This is a genomic window from Pseudomonas sp. BTN1 (genome assembly GCF_001907715.1).
GTDB lineage: Bacteria > Pseudomonadota > Gammaproteobacteria > Pseudomonadales > Pseudomonadaceae > Aquipseudomonas > Aquipseudomonas paracarnis.
Genome location: NZ_MPBM01000027.1, coordinates 33,417 through 54,219, shown reverse-complemented (window position 1 = coordinate 54,219; position 20,803 = coordinate 33,417). Strand labels below are relative to the sequence as shown.

The window sequence follows — 20,803 nt, the reverse complement described above, 5'->3', positions numbered from 1 at the left end:
CATCGCTCGCCCCGACACCCAGGTGTCAGAGCGAGACGATGCCCTTCTCTTTGGCGAAGCTGGATTACTTTCCAGATGAGCAATCAGTGGCCACGTTCAAGCGTCCAGCGCTCACTTATTGCTCATGCCGCCAAGCCTATACCCGCATTAACGAGAATGCTGCATGGAGTGCTCCGCCCCGATAGAAACCCCAAACTTATGATTCATCGGCATATAATAATCTCTCAACTCAGTGTATTTTTTTGCATAATTTTCGGGAAGAAGAACACGAGCATTCAAGAGCTCGTTTATTTCATCGACAATCGGAAAGAAACCGTAATTCTCTCGTTCGAGCACATCCCCAAACATTCTCGGACCGGTTATTTCAAAAATCTTTGTTTCATACTCTTTATAAGCCTGTTGCTCTGCGGTTGTCGCTTCCTCAGGCAGGAACGGACGATTTGCCTGCAACCAGGATTCATTAGCCTTGTATCGCTGATAAGATTCTTCCATAAGGGTATCGAGCAAAGGATTGTCGGGATGGCTCGCAAAATTACTTGTATTGAACCCATTGAAGTCCGTGGCAGCGTAAGTAACGGGCGAATTCATCAGAATATCATTTGGAGTGGCTTTCAGCATGACATCGCCTACCCCCTTAGTCAGAACATCGTCAGTATCGAGATAAATACCACCGTATTTTTTTATCAGCGCAACGCGCATGACGTCAGACGAGGCCGATAAATTCTGCCCTTGTCCTGAGCGAAAATACTGATACATCTCCCCATACTTGCCGGCATTGAGTTCTCGAAAAGCCTCCTCTTCTTTCAAATCGTGAACTTCAAGCCCCCCCACTCGGTGATCCAGAGCGGATTTTATCTTCTGAAAGGCCCCAGCGTTATTGGCATCCACGTGAACGATAGACTTATACCCCGGGCTTTTCCTGGAGTTCTCAATAATATTTTCGAGCAAATGCTCTGGCATCTCATTGCCTGCCCAAAAATAGTGGATGACTTTTGGCACTTCTGTAGCGGCGGAAGGCAGCGACGGCAGTGGCGGTACTTTCAGTGTTTTATTAATAGTCGAAACCGGTGCACTTTTACTCCCGGCAGTCGCCTCGGCTTTAGTACCACTCAGCCACTTTCCTTGCCCCTTACGCCAATAAAAAATGTCATTCACTTGCCCGTTCTCGTTGAGCCCACGCCAGAGGCGTGCCTCTACGTCATACGTAACTTTTGTACCGTACTGATCTACAAAAACCATGTAGTCTTGCGAGAACATTTGATGGATATCGTCCATCGGAATCGTGAATTCCTCGAGGATCTTCGGAGGCGCAACAGGGCTCATCGGGTATCCTATCTGGCCATTGACACGTCGTGGCGGGTTGAAGTTTGGCCGCCCTTGTTCGGTGACTTGAGTGGGCGCCTGGGCTGCAATATCACCCCCTGCAACAATGCCCTCCCCGGAGACCCGCTCTGTCAGCACCTTCGCAAGCGGCGCCCCCGCATGAGTGGCTAATGGCGGTACGGCGTTCAATACGCCAAAAACGATACGGTCAGCCCCCGTCGCTTTGCCTTTGACGACATCATCAATACCGATGCCTGCCTGGGTGACCCCGGCAGCCAGGAAGAAAATATCCAGCCCTATGGCTACTTCCGGCATGACCAGCGCCAGTGGTGTCATGAACATTGCGACCTTTGTGGCCTCTTCCACACCCTGCAGTATCTTGTTCTTGGTGTAGTCGCCATCGCTGACAATGGCATTGTCGGCATCCGAGTAAGAACGCTCTTTTTGCCGAACCTTGACCGCTTCAAAAGGATCGCCACTTAATGGCTCAACGGTGATAAAACGATCCGGCACCCAGCCATTGAGCCCCGAAAGAAACGCGTTCCCTGACGCCTGCGCTTCGGACCAATTGGCCATCCCTTCCAAGGTTTGCCGCACACCGTCTGAAAACGACCTTCTGGCCTGGTCCTTGAGAGAAAAATGCGACAACAATGATTCGCGCTTCACGGGATCGGTGGCTTGCTCAGCCAACCATGTTTTCATTTGGTCCGGATTATCGAAGCGATGGATCGGCGAGGAGTTGCCAGGGATGTAGAGCAATGTGAGCTGGGTTTTGCGGTCGGTCACACACATCAAGTCGGTGGACTGAAAGCCATTGATGCTCAGCAGACCGACATCCAGATCCGGGTCCTTGACCGCAGGCATTGTAAAATCCTGGGCGGTCAGCTCGGACCATTCCTTTTGCGCAACAGGCCCCAACGCACGCTGGGCGAGTGCTGCCTCGGCAGGCTTAAGCGAGCCTTCCAAGCGTTGTAGATTGATCGCTTTAACAAAAGAGATTTTACTCAATGATGTATATGAGCCGCTGTGCTTGTCCCAAAAGCTATCAAGGGTATTTTTATACAGTTTAGTCCGGTCTGTATCCCAGACTAATGTTTTAAAATCATCAACGGGTATGGATACCTGAGTATCCGAAGTATAAGGCGCAGCCCCCTGAGCACTCGATTCCCGGTAAATACCTTGCCGACTGTTTGCCTCTTCGACCCAGCCGTCAATTTTATTGTAAACATACACTACCGGAGAAAAATATTTGGCAATTTTTCGAAACCAACCCTCATTATCCTCAATCGTTACATCTTGCCTGTTCTTCAGCGCCGCCTGTGTCAGTGTTATTTTTTCGACGACGTCTTTTTCGTCTTCCCCATTATCTTTAAATGTAACCAGAAACGTTTTATCGGGATCAAGATCCAATCCCCAGCGCTGCTTTATCGCTGCGGACAAGATTGTTGAAATTTCTTTTTCGGGGGTTATAAAATCGCCAGAATGCTTACCAATATAAGACTCTATATTAGCGTTTTTCTTCAATGTCGAACTTCCGTTGTTCGTCCCCCTGGAGACGCCGGCAGACTCCCCCCCTTTTGATGCACCGTATTTTCTCTGGTAGTCAACCAAACTTGGCGGCTTACAGGCTGAAGGATGTTTGAGACGTGGTGAACCGGAGGGTGGAGAGACCACCACCGGGGAATTTTCTACAGGCTTATCAGTTGACACCTGCGGATTTACAAACGTGTTTACCAGCTGAACAGGAAACCGAATAGGCATGTAATTTCTCCATTAATTAAATTGCTCCATGCACTGCCCAGCATAATCATGTCGTCCAGAATTGCACGCTAGGAAACACTCAAAAACATGTAAATTCTTTTCCTGTGCAACATCCATAAATGCCTGACCCTTAAATAAAAAAGGCCGCACCCTGCCAAGGAAAGCGGCCCAAAAACTGTCGAGATTTTTTGAAACTACCGTGCGGTGATCACCGACAACTTGGTAATCCCCGCGCGCTCGATCGACGCCATGGCGCGCGCCACTTCGCCATAATTCACACCGTCATCGGCCTGCAATTGCACCCGCACGTCGGGGTCCTTGGCCTTGGCCGCCTGCAGGTTGAATTCCAACAGGTCCGGCTGGATTGCGTCCTTGTTGATAAACAGTTTGCCCGCGCCGTCGATGCTCACCACCAACGGGTCTTTCTGCTCAACCGGCGCTACGGCCTGGGTTTTGGGCAGGTTGATGGGGATGGAGTTGGTCAATAGCGGCGCGGTGACGATAAACACCACCAGCAGCACCAGCATCACATCCACCAGCGGCGTGACATTGATCTCGCTCAGCACCTCATCGCTGTCTTGCGTGGAGAAGGCCATTCAGGATGCCTCCTTCACTTTCTGCGGGCTGCCGGCGTTGGCCTTGGCCAACGTCGGGTGCAGCAGCACGCGGAACGCGTTTTTCTGCGCCAGGCTGTAGAAGTCGTGGGCAAAGTCATCCAGGTCTGCCGCCGTCAGCTTCAGGCGACGCAGGAAGTAGTTGTAAACCAGCACCGCAGGCACCGCGACGGCGATCCCCACGCCGGTCGCCACCAGTGCCGCGCCGATGGGCCCCGCCACGGTTTCCAGGCTGGCGGACCCGGCAGCACTGATCCCCTTCAGCGCTTCCATGATCCCCCACACGGTGCCAAACAGGCCGATAAACGGCGAGGTGCTGCCGATACTGGCGACCACAGCCAGACCGGTTTCCAGGGAGCGACGCTCACGCACGATTTGCTGGCGCAGGGCGCGTTCGAGGCGGTCCTGGTGATTGATCGCCTGGCTCAAATCCGCAGCGTGGGGGGTATCGCCCACCTGGATCGCGGCATAGCCGGCCTGGGCTACACGGGCGGCGGCGCCAGGCTGGGTTTCGGCGAGTTCGGCGGCCGAGTCGAGGCTCGATGCCGCCCAGAACTGTTTGTGAAACTTGCGATCCTGGGCCTTGAGGCGACCGAACTGCACGCCCTTGAGCAAGGCCAGGCCCCAAGTGGCGACCGAAAAGGCCACCAGCAGCCAGATCACCGCGCTTTCGATGGATTCAAGTGGAGATGCCAATGCCATGATGTTTTCCCTCTGCGCCGCTGAATAATTAATGAATCTTGAAATCGATGGGCACGCTCACCCAGCCGTTCTGGGCCACATCGCCCTGCTTGGCAGGCACGAAACTCCAGCGCTTCACCGCCGCCAATGCCGCGTCATCCAACTGCTGGCGACCACTGCTTTTTTGCACCTGGATCTCACCCGGTTTACCACTGGCCAGCACCTGCACCCGCAGCAACACCGTACCTTCCCAACCGCGACGCTGAGCCAGTGACGGGTATTCCGGCGCCGGGTTCTTCAGGTACGCGGCGTTGGCCGAAGCAGGCGTCACCGGCGCTGGCGCCGCGGGTGCGGGCGGTGCAGGTGGCGCTGGCGTCGGTGGTGCAGGTGGCTGCTCGACGGCCTTGGGGGCCGGCTTAGGCTCAGGTTTAGGCACGGGCTTGGGTTTGGGTTTCGCAATGGGTTTGGGCGGCGCCGGCTTGGCCGCCAACTCATCCACCACCGGCGGCGGTGGTTCGACCACAGGCGGAGGCGGTGGTGGCGGTACAGGCGGTGGCGGTTCAACCACCGGCGGCGCCGGCTGGGAAAATTCGATGGTCATCGGTGGAATTTCCGGCGGCACAATCGGCAGCACCGGCGTGGGTTTCTGGCTCACCCAATAGATCACTGCACCGTGCAGCGCCAACACCAGCAACCCGAGCAAAACCCCCTCGCGGCGGCTGGAAAAACGCTTCGGGGTCTTCTGCAGGCGCAATTGCCCCAACGGCGCGCGATGCGGCCGGCCAAGGTCGACCAACTCACCACTCGGTGCCGGGCGCCACTGCGCCTCGGGTGCACTGGCGGCGGTCTGGACATTGCCCATTGATTCACTCCCTACGGTTTTGAAAAACCGACGGGCCAGCGTGAAGGCCCGTCGAGGGCTGAATCATCGGGGCCAGACACTTATCTCTTAAAGTAATCTTTAAAGTTATACATAGAACAAAAACACATAAACAAAACAGCCGATCACGCCAAAGCCACGTGGCCCGTGGCCTGGCTTCAAGCCGTTGTCTTTCAATGCCTTAAAGGCATACAAAATATTCGGCAAAGGTATGGGCTCAGTGCGGGTTTCCACTGCACAAGGCCAGCAATTCACCCAGCAAACTCTGGCCCGCTGCGCCCAGACCACTGCGGCCATACAGGGCCAATCGCACGCCATGAACAGGCGGCAAGCCACTCTCTGGGCCGAGTATGCGATGGCCCGGTTGCAATACCCGTTCGGGCAATAAACTGATGCCCAAGCCTGCCGCCACCGCCGAACAAACGCTGGCCAGGCTGGCGCTGGAATAGCCGATGCGCCAACGCCAGCCGGCCCGTTCCAGATGCTGCAGCATGTCGTTGCGATACAGGCCGCCTACGGGGAAAGCCACCAGCGGCAGCGGGTCGCGGCCCAGGGCCGGAGTGCTCAGGCTGTCGACCCAGTACAAGGGCTCCGGCCACGACGCCACACAGTCGTCGCTGTCGCCCATCTGCTTGACCAGCAACACATCGAACTCACCGCCCCGGTACTGGCGCTGCAATTCAGGGCCCAGCCCGCTGGTGACTTCCAGTCGCACCCGTGGATAAGCCACGACAAATGCCGAAAGCAGCGGCATCAGGCGCTCGGCGGCAAAGTCCTCCGGCACGCCGAGGCGCAACACGCCGTCGCTTTGCTGGTTGATCAGCACATCGGCGGCTTCTTCGTGCAGCGCGAGGATGCGGCGCGCATACGCGAGCAGGCGCTCACCCTCGGCGGTGGCCACTACCCGGCGCTGGTCGCGGTCGAGTAACTGACACGCCACTGCGTCTTCCAGGCGGCGGATTTGTTGGCTGACGGTGGACTGCGTCAAGTGCAGTCGCTCGGCGGCGCGGGTGAAATTGCCGCAGTCCACCACGGCGACAAAGCTGCGCAACAACACGGGATCGAACAACGTCATCACCATTGTGTTTGCCACTGATTGGCATGTTTATATTTAATTTCAGAATACCTTGCTGGCTGCCCATACTTCACACCTTTCATCGCATCCGGGGGCCTTGTATGACCAACGATCAAGCACACCTGCAACGCGCTATCGCCTTGGCCCGCGCCAACGTCGCCCAAGGTGGCCGCCCCTTCGGTGCTGTGCTGACGCGCAACGGTGAAGTGCTGGTGGAAGCCGCGAATGAGATACACCTGACCCAGGACCCCACCGCCCACGCTGAGCTGCTGGCGATCCGCGCAGCGAGCCGACAACTGGGTGCGCGCCTGGTGGGGTGCGTGATCTATGCCAGCGGACAGCCTTGCCCAATGTGCTTGAGCGCCCTGTACCTGTGCGGTGTAGAACGCGTAGTGTTTGCCGCCAGCAACGAAACAGCCGAGCCATTCGGCCTGTCGACGGCAGCCATCAGCCAGCAGGTTGGCTTGCCCATCGACGCGCAACGCCTGCCCATTCAGCACCTGCCCGATGCCGCAATGACTGCGCTGTATCACCAGTGGAAAACCCTGCATGACCCTGAATAAATCCCTCGCCGGCTGGGGCCTGCTGGTGGTGCTCGGCCTGAACCTGCGCCCCATCCTCAGTTCCATCAGCCCGCTGCTCGGCGAGATTCGCCAGGCCACCGGCCTGAGCTTTCAGAGCAGCGCCCTGCTCACCAGCCTGCCGGTGATCTGCATGGGGTTGGTGGCACTGGTGGGCGTGCGCGTGGAGGCGCGCTTGGGCGAGCGTCGCGGCATCGCCCTGGGCTTGTTGATGATTTTGCTGGCGTGCCTGGCGCGCTGGCTGATGGGCCAGGCTTCGGCACTGCTGGTTACCGCGCTGCTCGGCGGTGCGGGCGTGGCGCTGATCCAGGCGCTGGTGCCGGCGATGATCAAGCGCGAATTCCGTCACCGCGTGCCGGTGGCGATGGGCGTGTATTCGGCCTCGCTGATGGCCGGTGGCGGCCTGGCGGCGCTGCTCAGTCCGGTGGTGGCCACGCATTTCCAGCAATGGCAAGCAGGCCTGGGTGTGTGGCTCTTGCCGGCGCTGGGGGCGTTGTTGCTGTGGGCCTGGCTGCCGCTGGGCGCGGCGCGAAACCCACAGCAGGCGCCTGCGTTCAAAGGGTTGCGTAACCGCCGCGCCTGGCTGCTGGCGCTGTATTTCGGCCTGGTCAACTGCGGTTACATGAGCATGGTCGCGTGGCTGCCCGCCTACTATCAGCAACTGGGTTGGGGCGTGCTGCCCAGCGGGTCATTGCTGGCGTTCATGACGATTTTTCAGGTGACGGCCGCTCTGTTGATGCCAGTGCTGGCGCAACGCGGTATCGACCGCCGCCCATTGCTCAGCATCAGCCTGCTGGCGCAAACCATCGGCTACCTGGGCCTGATCATTGCGCCGCAGGAATATCCCCACCTGTGGGTGGCCTTGTGCGGCTTCGGGTTAGGGGCGTGCTTTGCCCTGAGCTTGCTGCTGACCCTCGACCACCATCGCGACCCACGCCAAGCCGGGCAACTGGCGGCGTTCGTGCAAGGCGTGGGCTTTTTGATCAATGCGATTTCGCCGTGGCTGACCGGCTGGCTGCGCGAGCTTACCGGCAACTTTGTCAGTGCCTGGGTGGTGCTGACGGTGACGGTGGTGGCGATGCTGCTGGTGACGCGGGTGTTCAGCCCGGCCACCTATCGCACCGACCTAGAAGTCGTAGCGCCCAGTCACGCCTAGGGTGCGCGGCGTGCCCAACAGGCCCTCGTAACCGCCGTTACCACCGGTCCACAGGGTGGTGTAGTAGGTTTTGTCGAAGGCGTTTTTCAGCCACAGCGACACATCCCACTGCCCTTGGTCATAGTCGCCGCGCAAACCGGTAGACAGGTTGACCACCGCATACGCCGGGATCTGCCCGTAGTCGGAATCTTCCACCGTGCCCACCGCCTTGGAACGGAACGCGTAACTGGCGGTGACATAGGGTTCGAAGCCGTTCGCCAGGTTCCACTTGTACTCGCCGTTGGCGTTGGCGATCCACTTGGAGGCGCCCACTACCTGATGGCCGCTCAGGTCGCAGGACGCCGGCGCACCGGGACGCAGGCTGGTTTCCGGCGGGCACGGCGCATCCTTGTAAGACAGGTACGTCACGTCATTGAAGGAGCCGTTGATGTTCAGGGTCAGGCCCTTGATCGGCACCAAGGTGCTTTCCACCTCCACGCCCCGCGAGCGTACCGAGCCGGCGTTGGTCAGGTACTGCACGCGGTTGTCCTGGTCGTAGGCGTTGGTCTGGTAGCCGTTGACCTGGGTCCAGAACAGGTTGGCATTGAGCTGCAGGCGGCGGTCCCACAGCGTGCTCTTGAAGCCTAGCTCGGCGTTGTTGGCGCGCTCGGTGCCGATCAGCAACGAGTCGGCTCCGGCCGTCGGCGCAGACCCCACCGCCAGGTTCACACCGCCGGACTTCTCGCCGTGGGACAGCGTCGCGTAGCCCAGCAGGTTTTCATTGAAGTGATAACTGAGGTTGAGCAGCCCCGACGGCGTGGCGCTGTATTGCGACAGGTCGCCAGAGTCATAGGCCCCGGTACGCCCACGCCGCGCCGTGGCAGCAGCCCCGCTGACCGCCGCGCCACCGACGGGCGCATTGCGCGTGACCCAGGCGCTTTTCTCTTCGTAGGTGCCACGCAGGCCGGCGGTGAAATCCAGGCGTTCGGTCAGGTGCCAGGTGCCTTGGGCGAACAGCGCGAAGCTGTCGGTGCGGATATGCCCGTTGCCCACACTGCTCACGTTGCTCAACGCACCGGCAGGTGTGCCGTTCCAGATATCGGCCTTGGGCCCGTAGTAGGCAAAGGATTTGTTATCCAGGTCGGAGCCGAAGTAGTAAGCGCCGAGCACGTAATCGAAGAAACCACCGCTGGGCGACGCCAGGCGAAATTCCTGAGACCACTGCTTATCTTCCACCGAAACCCCGGCGTTATATGACGCCGGTACGTTGAGGCCATCATCGTTGCGCGGGGTGAAATTCCACCAGCGATAAGCACTCACCGAGGTCAGGGTGAAGTCGCTGGGCAGCGTCCAATTGGCTTCCAGCGACGTACCGCCCTGGAACACCGTGACGTGCTGGTCGTTGTCGAGGTTGACCTTGCGATGGGTGCCGTCCACCAAAGTTGCGCCCGCCGCGTTGGCCCGGGATTGATACAGGTTGGTGCCATTGATGGTCGGGCCGGTGCTGTACAGCACGCGGGTGCCGGCGCTGGAATCCTCTTCGTTGTAGTCACCGATCCAGCGCAGGTTGAACGCTTCGTTGGGCTTGTACAGCAGTTGCCCGCGAAAGCCTTGGCGCGAACCGCCGTTAAGATCATGGCCGTCGTACTCGTTCTTGATATCGCCGTCGCTGCGCGTGCGATAGGCCGAGAAACGCCCTGCCAAGTCCTCGGTGAGCGGGCCGGAAATCGTGCCCTTGGTCTGGAAATAACCGTCCTCGCCCAGGGAAGTTTCGATGCTGCGCTCGGGAGTAAAACTCGGCGCGCGCGTACTGATATTGATCACGCCAGCGGTGGTGTTCTTGCCGAACAACGTGCCCTGGGGGCCGCGCAAAACCTCAAGCTGCTCAATGTCCATCAGGTCGAACACCGCCATGCCCGGGCGCCCGAGGTAGACGTTGTCGATATACAGCCCCACGCTGCCTTCCAGGCCATCGCTGGCCGGGTTGTTGCCCAGGCCGCGGATCGACACGCTGGACTGGCGCGCATGCATATAGGCGACGTTGACGCTGGGCACCAGTTGCTGCAAATCCTGGATGCGGTACACCCGCTGGGTTTCCAGGGCCTGGCCGCCGAGCACGCTCATGGGCGTCGGCACGGCCTGGGCACTTTCGGTACGCCGCCGGGCAGTGACCGTGACAGTTTCCAGTTGGCCACTGGCGCTTTCGCCCTTGCCGGCAGGCGCGGGTGTTTCAGCGGCCTGGGCCGGCGACCAACTGCTGCTACCGGCCACTAGAACAGCCAGGGGCAAGGACTTGAACAGACTCATAAGCGGCTCCAAAACCCCGGAATACTCGTCGCCTCATATTCCTAAAGGTTATTTATTTATGTTTTTACGAACATTTACTGCATAAGAGATAGCCTTTATAAGGAGTCGACCTAATGCATAGCCAATGCATTTCCCGGATATTTTTGATGTGAAAAATGCATATCGACCTGCGCCAGCTTCGCCACTTCATCGCGCTCGCCGAACAGCGCAGTTTCGTCGCGGCAGCAACGGCGGTGAACCTGTCGCAGTCGGCGTTCAGCCGCAGCATCCAGGCCCTGGAACACAGTGCCGGCTGCCAACTGGTCGACCGTGGCCGCAAAGACCTGGCGCCCACCAAGCAAGGCCAGGTGCTGCTCGAGCATGCACGGCGCCTGGTCAGCGGCGCACAACAACTGGCCAATGAAATCAGCCAGTTCAACGGCCTGGAAGCCGGTGAACTGCGTTTCGGTTGCGGCCCCGCGCCGGCAGCTGGGTTAGTCCCACGTGCCATCGGCAGTTTTATCGGGCGCTACCCCAAGGCCCGCGTGCAGTTCCAAGTGGATGACTGGCAAAGCCTGGGCAAGCGGCTGCTCAGCGAAGAGTTCGAATTCTTCGTCGCCGACACCCGCCACTTCGAAGCCAACCCCGACTACCACACCCACCGCCTGCGCCCGCGCCGTTGGCACTTCTGCTGCCGCGCCGGGCATCCCCTGGCCGCACGCAACAGCGTCAGCGCCGCCGAGCTGATGAGCTACCCGCTGGCAGTGACCATCCGCCCGCCGAACCTGCGCAAAGTCATCGTCGACCTCAGCGGCCGGCCGGATTACCAGCCCAATGTGGAATGCGAAAACGGCTACAGCCTCATGGGCGTGGTGCTGCGCTCGGACGCCATCGGCATCGTCAGCGCCAACAGCGATGTGCTGCACATGGCGCGGGGCGAGTTGGTGTGTTTGCAGATTGAGGGATTGGACGAAAACCTGGAGGAGCGCTACACCCGCTACGGGATCGTCAGCCGTGCAGGGTATCGGTTGTCGCCGCTGGCGCAGGCGATGATTGAGCAGATCAAGGAGATTGATGAGAGAGACGAGGATGCTTATGCGTTGGAAAATATTGCGGTCTGACTAAGCGGCTGCCCGTCACCTGCGTGAAGTCATCATTAGATAACAAAGATCACCTACAAGAGGGTCTATAACCTTTTGACCCGCACGAGGAAGCGCGTTTGATGGACTGTATCTTTTGCAGCATTGCCCGCGGTACTGCACCCTCCCACCTCCTGTGGGAAGACCAGACCCACATGGCCTTTCTCTCCATATTTCCCAATACGCCGGGGTTCAGTGTGGTTATCCCCAAAGCCCATCACGGCAGCTATGCGTTTGCCGAACCGGACACCGTGCTGTGTGACTTGGTCATCGCAGCCAAGAAGACGGCAAAGCTTTTGGACAAAGCGCTAAAAGGTGTGGCTAGAACGGGCATGATTCTGGAGGGTTATGGCGTCGATCATCTGCACGCCAAATTATTCCCGATGCACGGGACCGGGGAAGATAGCGCCTTCAAAAAAATCAGCTCGACCCAGGACAAATATTTTGAGCGTTATGAAGGCTATGTCTCCTCCCATGACGCGGCGAGGGCAGATGATAAAGCGCTGGCAGAACTGGCCGCTCACATCAGGTCCTTCGCCGGGTAAGCCTGCTCCCACAATCTGATCGCGGGGTACCAGGTAGATATGTGTCTGCTGCCTGCGATGACGTCAGCAGCCACACCCATGCACTCAATGCATAGAACCCAGTCCCCAAATGCACTTGCCAGAGCGCCCCTCGAACGGCGAAAAAACCCACCTGTCCTCCGTTCGGTAAATTCCTATGTCTGAACCAAAACCCGTGCGCAACGTGCTCTACATCATGTGCGACCAACTGCGCCGCGACTACCTGTCCTGCTACGGCCATGCCCATCTGCACACGCCGAATATCGACCGCCTGGCCGCCGCCGGCGTGCGTTTCAGTCGGGCCTATACACAAGGCACCATCTGCGGCCCGTCGCGCATGTCGGCCTACACCGGGCGTTATGTCAGCAGCCATCAAGTGGCCTGGAACGCAGTGCCGCTGCCCCTGGAAGAACTGACGATCGGCGACTACCTGCGCCCCCACGGCATCCGCACCGCACTGGTGGGCAAGACCCACGCCACGCCGAACCTTGAGGCCTTGCAGCGCCTGCAGATCAACCCCGACAGTGCCCAGGCCGAGCCGCTCAATGAGGTTGGTTTCGACGCGTATCTGCGTCACGACGGCATCTACCCCGACAGCCCGCTGTTCGACGATAAGCGCGAGTCCGCGCCCTACACCCAATACTTGCGTGATCACGGCTACCACGGCAGCAACCCTTGGCACGAATGGGCCAACGCCGCCGAAGGTGAGAACGGCGAAGTGCTCAGCGGCTGGCATATGCGCAACGCCGGCAAGCCTGCAAGGGTGGCCGAGGAGCATTCGGAAACCGTCTACACCACCGACCGCGCCATCGACTTTATCCGCGAGCAGGCCGAACAACCTTGGTGCCTGCACCTGTCGTATATCAAGCCGCACTGGCCCTACATCGCGCCGGCGCCTTATCACGCGCTGTACGGTACCGAGCATGTACAGGCACCGATTCAACCTGAGCACACCAGCGATCACCCGGTGTACCAGGCATTCCGCCAACACCAGGAGAGCCAGAATTTTTCCCGTGACGAGGTGCGCCTCACGGTGATTCCGACCTACATGGGCCTGATCAAACAGATCGACGATCAACTCGGGCGGCTGTTCGATTTTCTGCAAAGCACTGGCCGCTGGGACGACACGCTGATCGTGTTCACCAGCGACCACGGCGACTTCCTCGGCGATCACTTCCTTGGCGAAAAAGAGTTTTTGCTGGAGCCTGCGGTGGGCATTCCGTTGATCGTGCGCGACCCGCGTGCCAGCGCCGATGTCAGCCGCGGCACCGTAGACGAGCGCCTGGTGGAAACCATCGACGCCCTGCCCACCTTCCTCGACGCCTTGGGCTTGCCCGCCGCCGACCATCGCCTGGAAGGCCGCTCATTGATTCCATTGCTGCAGGGCGCACAACCCACCTGGCGCCGCTATGCCATTGCCGAATACGACTACGCCTTCCAGGCCCCGGCTCGCGAGCGCCTGGAGCAACCGATCGACCGTTGCCGCATGACCATGGTGCGCAGCGAGCGCTGGAAGTACCTGGCCTACGACGGCTTTCGCCCGCAACTGTTCGACCTGGAAAACGACCCGCAAGAACTGCACGACCTGGGCAGCGACCCCGCCTATGCCGAGGTACGCGAGACGCACCTGGGTTATCTGTTCGACTGGCTGCGCGGGTTGAAGCGGCGCACCACCATCAGCCACACGGAGGTTGAACTGCGTGGGCAATGGTTTCGTTATGGTGAGCCAGAGGCAGAGAAAGTGGTGAAGATCGGAGTCTGGTAAACACCACAAATCCAAATGTGGGAGCAAGCCCGCTCCCACCTTTTTAATCCTCACCCGGCTTAAAGACCTTTAGTGGTTTTGCTTGATTGCCCCTGCACCCCCACCGGCACATCCCCCTTGAGCGTAACCCGGCGCACGATGCGCTCCTGGGTGCCGTAGTCGTCCACCGCGTAATGCTGGGTGGCGCGGTTATCCCAGATCGCCACGTCACCGGTGTTCCAGCGCCAGCGCACGGTGTTTTCCAGGCGGGTGATGTGGCCTTGCAGCAGGTTGAACAACTGCGCCGACTCTGCCTGGGAGTAGCCTTTCAGGCGTTTGACGAAGTGCCCCAACAGCAGCGTTTTCTCACCGCTGACCGGGTGCACGCGCACCACCGGGTGTTCGGTTTCATACACTGTGGAGGTGAAGACCTTGCGGTATTCCTCCAGCTTCTCCACCGCCACATCCGGCTTGCGTGCGGCGTAGTCGTATTCGTTGCTGTGCACCGCCCAGAGGTGGTCAGCCAGTGCGCGCAGCTCCACGCTGAGGTCGTTGTAGGCCGCGGCTGTGTTGGCCCATACGGTGTCCCCGCCGGAAGCAGGCGCCAGCACCGAACGCAGGATCGAAGCCTTAGGGTAGGCATCGACGAAAGTCACGTCGGTGTGCCAGGAATTGGCGCGCTGGCCACGGGTGCCATCCAACTCCATCAGGAACCGCGTGCCGTCCCGCACCGGCACCGTCGGGTGGGCGATCGGCTCGCCGAGCAGGTGAGCAAAGGCTTCCTGGCTCTGGTCATCGAGGTGGGTCTGCTCGCGAAAGAAAATCACCTTGTACTGCACCAGCGCCTGCTGGATGGCCTCGACGGTGGCGGCATCCAGCTCACCGGACAGTTTGATGCCACGGATTTCGGCGCCGATCCGCCCGGCTACCGGGTGAATATCAAGTGGTTGGGCGATGGGTTGAACGGCTAATGCGGCGTTGCTCATTGTGATGACCCTCATGTGCCTGCGAAACGGTGGGGGGACGCTTCCAGCAACGCTCTATCCATATGCAATTTAGGTCTAGCAAATGAATGAATGCTTCGTTGACGGAATAAGAGCTTGCATTTAAAACCTCAGCTTGCTCGGTCGCAAATGCCTTCGACCTATTTTTAATATGCCGGGAAAGCATATGGATCTTCGCCAACTGCGCTACTTCATCGCCCTCAACGAACACCGCAGTTTCGTGCGCGCCGCGGACGCCATGGGCATCACCCAACCAGCGTTCAGCCGCAGTATCCAGGGGCTGGAACAGGAGTTTGGTTGCGTGCTGGTAGACCGTGGCCACAAGGACTTGCGTCCCACGCCGGAAGGCCAGGTGGTGTTGCAGCACGCCCTGAGCCTGGTGCATGGCGCAGCGCTGCTGAGCAGTGAAGTGACGCGCATGACCAAGCTCGACGCCGGCGACCTGCGCTTCGGCTGCGGCCCGGCGCCAGCCGTGAAACTGGTGCCGGATGCGGTGGCGCGGTTTATCAACGCCCACCCGAAAATCCGCACCACGTTTCAGGTGGATAACTGGGAAACCCTCAGCCGCCGCCTGAGCCGTGAAGAGATAGAATTCTTTATCGCCGACATCCGCCAGTTCGAAGCCGACCCGAATTTCCAGACCCGCGCACTCACCCCCAAACGCGGGGTGTTTTTCTGCCGCCCCGGCCACCCCTTGCTGGCCAAGGACAGCCTGTCCACCAACGATATGTTCGATTACCCGCTGGCGGCGCCGCTGATCTCCCAAGGCATTCGCAAACTGCTGGCGAACCTGAGTGGGCGCATGGATTTTTCCCCGAGTATCCAGACCGAGCACTTCCCGGCACTGGTGAGCATCGTGCTGCAAACCAATGCCATCGGCGTCGGCACTGAAGAAGCCTTTGCCGAGGACATTGCCAGGGGGGCGCTGGTGCTGCTGCACTGGCGCAACTTGCCGCAGCACATGGATACCCTGAGCGCACGCTGCGGGATCGTCAGCCGCACGGGGTCGCGGTTGTCGCCGGCGGCGAAGGCGATGATCGAGATGTTGGTGGAGGTGGATAGTCAGCAGGTGAGTGTGGCGGTTTGACGGGCCCCTTCGCGAGCAAGCCCGCTCCCACAGGTTGGAATGCATTCCAAATGTGGGAGCGGGCTTGCTCGCGAAGACGGCAGTACAGGCAACAACAAAATCAGAGCCCAGCCGCCACCAACCCCGGCGCCACCCAATCACTCACCTGAAACGACTTGCGAATCAACTTCTCCCTGGACGCCAAGTCCACCGCATCCTGCAATTTGCCAAGGAACACCGGGTCCAGCGTGGAGGGGAAAACTTCGCTGAGTTTCTGGTCTTTCAAATCATTGGTGAGGATCACCGGCGGGTAACTGGCCAGCCCTGACACCAGTGCGATGTACGCCTGTTTGTTGTTGTCATCGGTCAACCACTGCACCGCTTGCTGCTGGGCCTTGAGCAACGTGGCCACGGCGTCTGGGTGTTCATCGACGAATTTGGAGCTGCCCACCAGCACGGCCTGGATGCTGCCGGCATCGCCCAGGTCCTTGGTGGTCAGCGGTATTTCTGCCAAACCTTTGGCCTGCAACGCCGTCAGGGTGGACCCGCCCCAGGTGGCGTCAATCTGCTTGGCGGCCAGGGCGGCAGCGGCCGCGTTGAAGTCCAGGTTGATCACCTTAAGGTCCTTCTCGCTCAAGCCCTGGCTGGCCAATGCGCTGTCGAACGACAACTGGCTGGCCGTGCCTCGGAACACCGCCACGCGCTTGCCCTTGAGGTCTTGCAAGGTCTTGATGCCGGAGCCCGGCACCACGCCGAGGTAGTGTTTCACTCCCCGTGCAGAGGCGCTGAGCAGCCGCGTATCCAGGCCATTGGAGCGGCCGATGATCGCTGCCAGGTCGCCCAGATAGGCCAGGTCCACCTGGCCGTTGGCGAACGCTTCATTGATCACCGGACCGGCGCCCTTGAAGTAATTCCATTGGATTTTGATGCCTTGGTCGGCAAAGGTTTTTTCAAAGATCTGCTGTTCACGCAACACGTCGGTGATGCCACCGCCGCTGTGCTGGCTGCCGGCACTGAGGTCGGGCACTGCGATGCGGATTTCCTTGAGGTCGGCGGCATGCACCAACCCGGCCAGGGCGGTGCCGGCGAACAGGCTGATCAGACGTTTAAAGGGCAGTTTCATAAGCGCAGCTCCTGGTGGGCGACGGTCGCCTGGGGAGCAAAAAGTAGGCATAGACTGAACAAAACTTTAAATACTATAAATTCACAATTTAATAGCATTTAGAAATATGCAAGCTAACCCGCAGCCTCCAGAGGCATATGCATAAACAGCATCGAAAATATTCTTCGAATGCATTGGATGCGTGGCGGCGTGAGGCTTTAAATGACTTTTCTTATCTCACAATCATCTTGATCACGATTTTGTAAGATCGAAATCACATAACGCATTCGGAGGTCTTCCATGGCCCGGATTTCACTTCTGAGCCTGCCGCTGGCGGCCCCGTCTAAAGGCATCGCGCCGCGCTGGGCGCAGCTGGGCCAGCGTTTATTGCCGTGGCTGCTGCCGCTCACGCTGTTTGCCTTATGGTGGCTGGCCAGCCGCAATCATTGGATGAGCGAGCAGATTCTGCCCACCCCCGCCCTGGTGTGGAACAGCGCGGTGGAGTTGGCCGCTGGCGAGTTATGGAGCCATCTGGCGATCAGCTTGCAGCGCTTGTTCTGGGGCCTGCTGGCCGGTGTCAGTGCCGGCGCGATACTCGGCGCGTCCCTGGGTTTCAGTGCGCGCGCCGAGCGCTTGGTGTTCCCGACGTTCAGCGCGCTGGCGCAAGTGCCGACCCTGGCCTGGATCCCGCTGTTCATGGTGTTTTTCGGCATTGGCGAAACCCTCAAGCTGGTGGTGCTGGTCAAGGCCATCGTGGTGCCCGTGACCCTGCATACCCTGGTGGGCGTGCGCGACGCCCAGCCCAACCTGCGCGAAGCCGCCCGTGTACTGCGCCTGCCTGGCCACTTGCTGATCCGCCGCCTGGTCCTGCCCGCCGCACTGCCTGCGTTCATGGCCGGCGTACGCCTGGCCCTGGCCGCCGGCTGGACCTCCCTGCTGGCCGTGGAGCTGCTGGCCTCCAGCGAAGGCATCGGCTACCTGATGGTGTGGGCGCGCCAGTTGTTCATGCTCGATATCGTCTTCGTGTGCATCGTGGTCATTGGCGTGCTGGGTGTGGTGATGGACCGCGGCATCGGCTGGCTGGATCGCAAGTGGGTGCACTGGCCCCACCCCGCCACCGCGCAGATCCGCCGCGGGCCACGCTATGAAGGCTGGCAACGTCTGCAGCCCTGGTTGTTACCCTTGCTGTTGTTGGCGCTGTGGCAGGCAGCGTCGCAACAGGGCTGGGTAGACCCGAACATTCTGGTCAGCCCCTGGGCCGTGCTGCAAACCACCCTGGCCGGCGGGCTGGATGGCAGCCTGACCACCGCCCTGGGCAAAAGCCTGGGCCGGGCCCTGGGCGGCTTGTTGCTCGGCGGCAGCCTGGGCTTTGCCGTGGGCTTGTGGCTGGGGTTGTCGCGGCGCAGTGAACGACTGCTCGGCCCAACCTTGTCCGCGTTGCGCCAGATTGCCATTTTCGCCTGGGTGCCACTGTTGACCGCCTGGTTCGGCCTGGGTGAGTTGGCCAAGTGGGTGTTTATCGCCCTCGCCGCCTTCTTCCCGTTGTTTATTGCCACCCAGCGCAGCGTGCTCAACCTGTCACCCCAGCTGCGCGAAGCCGCGCAGGTGCTGCGGCTGAACCTCTGGCAACGCCTGCGCCGCCTGGTGCTGCCGGGTGCCGCGTCGGGGATTTTCGCCGGCCTGCGCCTGAGCCTGATCTACGCGTGGATGGGCACCCTCGGCGCCGAATATTTCATGCCCTCCAATGGCGGCATCGGCAGCCTGATGATCGGTGCCCAACAGCTGCTGCGCATGGACCTGATCATGAGCGGCATGCTGCTGGTCGGCCTCACCGGCGCCACCCTCAACCTGTTCGGCCAACGCCTCGAAACCCGCGCCACTCGCTGGAGACACGCATGAACGCACCAATTGTCAGCTTCAACCACGTGGGCAAGTCCTTCGACGTCGATGGCTTCGAACTGGAAGCCATTCGCGAATTCAACCTGGAGGTGGCCGAAGGGGAATTCGTCGCGATTGTCGGCGCCAGCGGTTGCGGCAAGTCCACCCTGCTGCGCCTGCTGGTGGGGCTCGATACGCAGTATCGCGGCGAGATCCAGGTGGATGGTAACGCCGTCAGCGGGATCGGCGGCGAACGCGGTATTGTGTTCCAGGAGCACCGCCTGTTCCCGTGGCTGACCGTGGCGCAAAACATCGGCCTGGGCCTGGTCAACGAGCCGCTGAGCGAAGCCGAACGCACGCGGCGCATCGGTGATTTTATCGAGTTGGTGGGCCTGACTGACTTCACCCGCGCCTATCCCCACCAACTCTCCGGCGGCATGGCGCAACGGGTGGCGATTGCCCGCGGCCTGGTGGCCAGCCCGCGCATCCTGTTGCTGGACGAACCCTTCGGCGCCCTCGACGCGCTGACCCGCCAGCAGATGCAGGATGAACTGCTGGCAATTCGCGCCCGCGCCAGAATCACCACGGTGCTGGTCACCCATGACGTGGAAGAGGCGATTTTCCTCGCCGACCGCGTGGTGGTGATGGAGCCCAGGCCCGGGCGCATCAAGCAAATAGTCGAGATCGCCCTGCCCCATCCACGCCAGCGCAGCAGCTTTGAATTCCACCAACTGCGCGAAGAACTGCTGCACGAACTGATCAGCGATGACCACTACCAACCACCCGTGCGCGAACAGATTCGCGATTTGCCCCTGGCGTTTATTGCCTGCTGAGGTGAGCTAAATCGCTGTGTGCCTGCTCACGTCGTTCGAAGCGGTTGGCGCGGGCAAAGGTGCCCAAATCATTGAAGCGCACCCCCATCTCGGCCATGACCTTGTGCGCCACCTTGGCGGTCATCTGGCGGATGTAGAACGGTTCTTTCACCACAAAGTGATGGATGCCGTGGGTGCTGCCGAAATTGAAGCAGAACGCCTGCAACGGCCACAGCCACCAAGGGTTCAGCACTTGGGTTTGCTGAATCACATTGCCCAGTTCCACATCGCCGTAGTAATGCATGTTGGAGCTGACAAAGTGCAGGCAGAAGGTGCGCAACACGTTCGGGCCGATGATCACCACCGCAGCGATATCGATCACCTGCATCACCTGCAAGGTACCGGCTGACCACTGAATGGGCGCGCCCATCAAACTGGCAATCCCATTGGCGGCATGAAAGCCCAGGAAGACGTACCACGCGCCCCAATGCAGCAAGGCCAGCGGTGCGTACACCCGCAGCACGCGCTTGAGGATACTGAACCTGTGCGGCCAGGTCTTGGCGCGCAACAGACGGATCAAGGCCGACATCATGTTGTCCCCCACCATCAGCAACCGCGCGATGCCCCAGGGTTCGCCATTGGTGATCGCGCGCTCTTCCATGTCGGCCTCGGTGCCCGAGACCTTGTGATGGTTGAGGTGCAGGTGCCGGCGTATCCATGGGTTGATGGTGCTTGGCCGCGCCAGCCATACCAGGCCCATCATCAGGTTGTGGGGCACGCGTTGCTTGCGAAAGTACATGCTGTGGATCAGGTCGTGTTCCAACTCATGGGTGAGCGAGGCGAAGAAGGCATTGAGCAGCAGACACACCCACCAGGCCATATGACCGCTGATATAGAGCGCTGCCGAGCCGAACATGCCCAGCAGGGCAAAGGCCAGGATGCCTGCGCCCAGTGCGTCCTGATGCAACAACCAGGGGTGCCGCTGGCGCAAGCGCACGCCTTCGGCCATCACGACCTCGCGGATATGCGCCGAACGCTGTTGCGCGTTCAACGGCTGGGGGCTTGCAGAAGTACCGTCCATGCTTCCATTCTCTTGTGAAGTGATGCCTGAATCCTGCACCTAACCCTAGCGCAGGACGCTAGCCGCGCACGCCAATCT

The 20,803-nt window shown here is 60.1% G+C and carries 17 protein-coding genes; 8 read left to right on the top strand and 9 right to left on the bottom strand.

What is annotated here, in order from left to right:
- Positions 1-147: 147 nt before the first annotated feature.
- The 5 genes from BMH52_RS14140 to BMH52_RS14120 form a co-directional block, all read right to left on the bottom strand.
- Positions 148-3,084 (bottom strand): glycosyltransferase family 32 protein, encoded by a 2,937-nt coding sequence (locus tag BMH52_RS14140; RefSeq protein ID WP_143192524.1) that lies wholly within the window; start codon positions 3,082-3,084, stop codon positions 148-150.
- A gap of 194 nt (positions 3,085-3,278) precedes the next feature.
- Positions 3,279-3,680, bottom strand: a complete 402-nt coding sequence (locus BMH52_RS14135) for a biopolymer transporter ExbD (RefSeq protein ID WP_014716440.1) — start codon at positions 3,678-3,680, stop codon at positions 3,279-3,281.
- On the bottom strand, positions 3,681-4,403 hold the full coding sequence (locus BMH52_RS14130) for a MotA/TolQ/ExbB proton channel family protein (protein WP_130175329.1): 723 nt from the start codon (positions 4,401-4,403) through the stop codon (positions 3,681-3,683).
- Between the two features lie 25 nt (positions 4,404-4,428).
- Positions 4,429-5,241, bottom strand: coding sequence for an energy transducer TonB (locus BMH52_RS14125; RefSeq protein WP_073844019.1), 813 nt, complete (start codon positions 5,239-5,241; stop codon positions 4,429-4,431).
- A 235-nt stretch (positions 5,242-5,476) separates the two neighbouring features.
- Complete coding sequence (locus BMH52_RS14120) at positions 5,477-6,328, bottom strand: LysR family transcriptional regulator (RefSeq protein ID WP_073844086.1); 852 nt, start codon at positions 6,326-6,328, stop codon at positions 5,477-5,479.
- 107 nt (positions 6,329-6,435) lie between these two features.
- Here BMH52_RS14120 and BMH52_RS14115 point away from each other — a divergent pair, with 107 nt between their 5' ends.
- Positions 6,436-6,897, top strand: coding sequence for a nucleoside deaminase (locus tag BMH52_RS14115; RefSeq protein WP_020302220.1), 462 nt, complete (start codon positions 6,436-6,438; stop codon positions 6,895-6,897).
- Positions 6,884-8,071 (top strand): CynX/NimT family MFS transporter, encoded by a 1,188-nt coding sequence (locus tag BMH52_RS14110; RefSeq protein WP_014716436.1) that lies wholly within the window; start codon positions 6,884-6,886, stop codon positions 8,069-8,071. The genes BMH52_RS14115 and BMH52_RS14110 overlap by 14 nt, the downstream gene beginning before the upstream one ends.
- Here BMH52_RS14110 and BMH52_RS14105 read toward each other — a convergent pair.
- A complete protein-coding gene (locus BMH52_RS14105) occupies positions 8,042-10,357 on the bottom strand; it encodes a TonB-dependent receptor (RefSeq protein WP_020302219.1) in 2,316 nt (771 codons plus the stop codon). The two genes, BMH52_RS14110 and BMH52_RS14105, sit on opposite strands and share 30 nt — an antisense overlap.
- Positions 10,358-10,512: 155 nt before the next feature.
- Between BMH52_RS14105 and BMH52_RS14100 the strand changes: the two genes are divergently transcribed.
- The 3 genes from BMH52_RS14100 to BMH52_RS14090 all read left to right on the top strand — a co-directional run bounded on the left by BMH52_RS14100 (position 10,513) and on the right by BMH52_RS14090 (position 13,803).
- Positions 10,513-11,457, top strand: a complete 945-nt coding sequence (locus BMH52_RS14100; protein ID WP_073844017.1) for a LysR family transcriptional regulator — start codon at positions 10,513-10,515, stop codon at positions 11,455-11,457.
- Positions 11,458-11,558: 101 nt separating this feature from the next.
- Entirely contained in the window at positions 11,559-12,020 is a 462-nt protein-coding gene (locus BMH52_RS14095; protein ID WP_073844015.1) for an HIT family protein, read from the top strand.
- 175 nt (positions 12,021-12,195) lie between these two features.
- On the top strand, positions 12,196-13,803 hold the full coding sequence (locus BMH52_RS14090; protein WP_073844013.1) for an alkaline phosphatase family protein: 1,608 nt from the start codon (positions 12,196-12,198) through the stop codon (positions 13,801-13,803).
- Between the two features lie 59 nt (positions 13,804-13,862).
- Here BMH52_RS14090 and BMH52_RS14085 read toward each other — a convergent pair whose 3' ends face one another.
- The gene (locus tag BMH52_RS14085) at positions 13,863-14,768 is read right to left on the bottom strand and encodes a TauD/TfdA family dioxygenase (protein WP_073844011.1); all 906 of its coding nucleotides are present in this window, start codon (positions 14,766-14,768) and stop codon (positions 13,863-13,865) included.
- Positions 14,769-14,952: 184 nt separating this feature from the next.
- Here BMH52_RS14085 and BMH52_RS14080 point away from each other — a divergent pair, with 184 nt between their 5' ends.
- The gene (locus BMH52_RS14080) at positions 14,953-15,873 is read left to right on the top strand and encodes a LysR family transcriptional regulator (RefSeq protein ID WP_054896683.1); all 921 of its coding nucleotides are present in this window, start codon (positions 14,953-14,955) and stop codon (positions 15,871-15,873) included.
- 100 nt (positions 15,874-15,973) lie between these two features.
- On the opposite strand, the gene BMH52_RS14075 is transcribed toward BMH52_RS14080, so the two are convergent.
- Positions 15,974-16,975 (bottom strand): ABC transporter substrate-binding protein, encoded by a 1,002-nt coding sequence (locus BMH52_RS14075; protein WP_073844009.1) that lies wholly within the window; start codon positions 16,973-16,975, stop codon positions 15,974-15,976.
- A gap of 279 nt (positions 16,976-17,254) precedes the next feature.
- On the opposite strand from BMH52_RS14075, the gene BMH52_RS14070 reads away from it, so the two are divergent.
- Complete coding sequence (locus BMH52_RS14070) at positions 17,255-18,853, top strand: ABC transporter permease (RefSeq protein WP_073844007.1); 1,599 nt, start codon at positions 17,255-17,257, stop codon at positions 18,851-18,853.
- On the top strand, positions 18,850-19,665 hold the full coding sequence (locus BMH52_RS14065) for an ABC transporter ATP-binding protein (RefSeq protein ID WP_020302213.1): 816 nt from the start codon (positions 18,850-18,852) through the stop codon (positions 19,663-19,665). The genes BMH52_RS14070 and BMH52_RS14065 overlap by 4 nt, the downstream gene beginning before the upstream one ends.
- Here BMH52_RS14065 and BMH52_RS14060 read toward each other — a convergent pair.
- A complete protein-coding gene (locus BMH52_RS14060; RefSeq protein WP_073844004.1) occupies positions 19,652-20,725 on the bottom strand; it encodes a fatty acid desaturase in 1,074 nt (357 codons plus the stop codon). The two genes, BMH52_RS14065 and BMH52_RS14060, sit on opposite strands and share 14 nt — an antisense overlap.
- Positions 20,726-20,803: the final 78 nt, after the last annotated feature.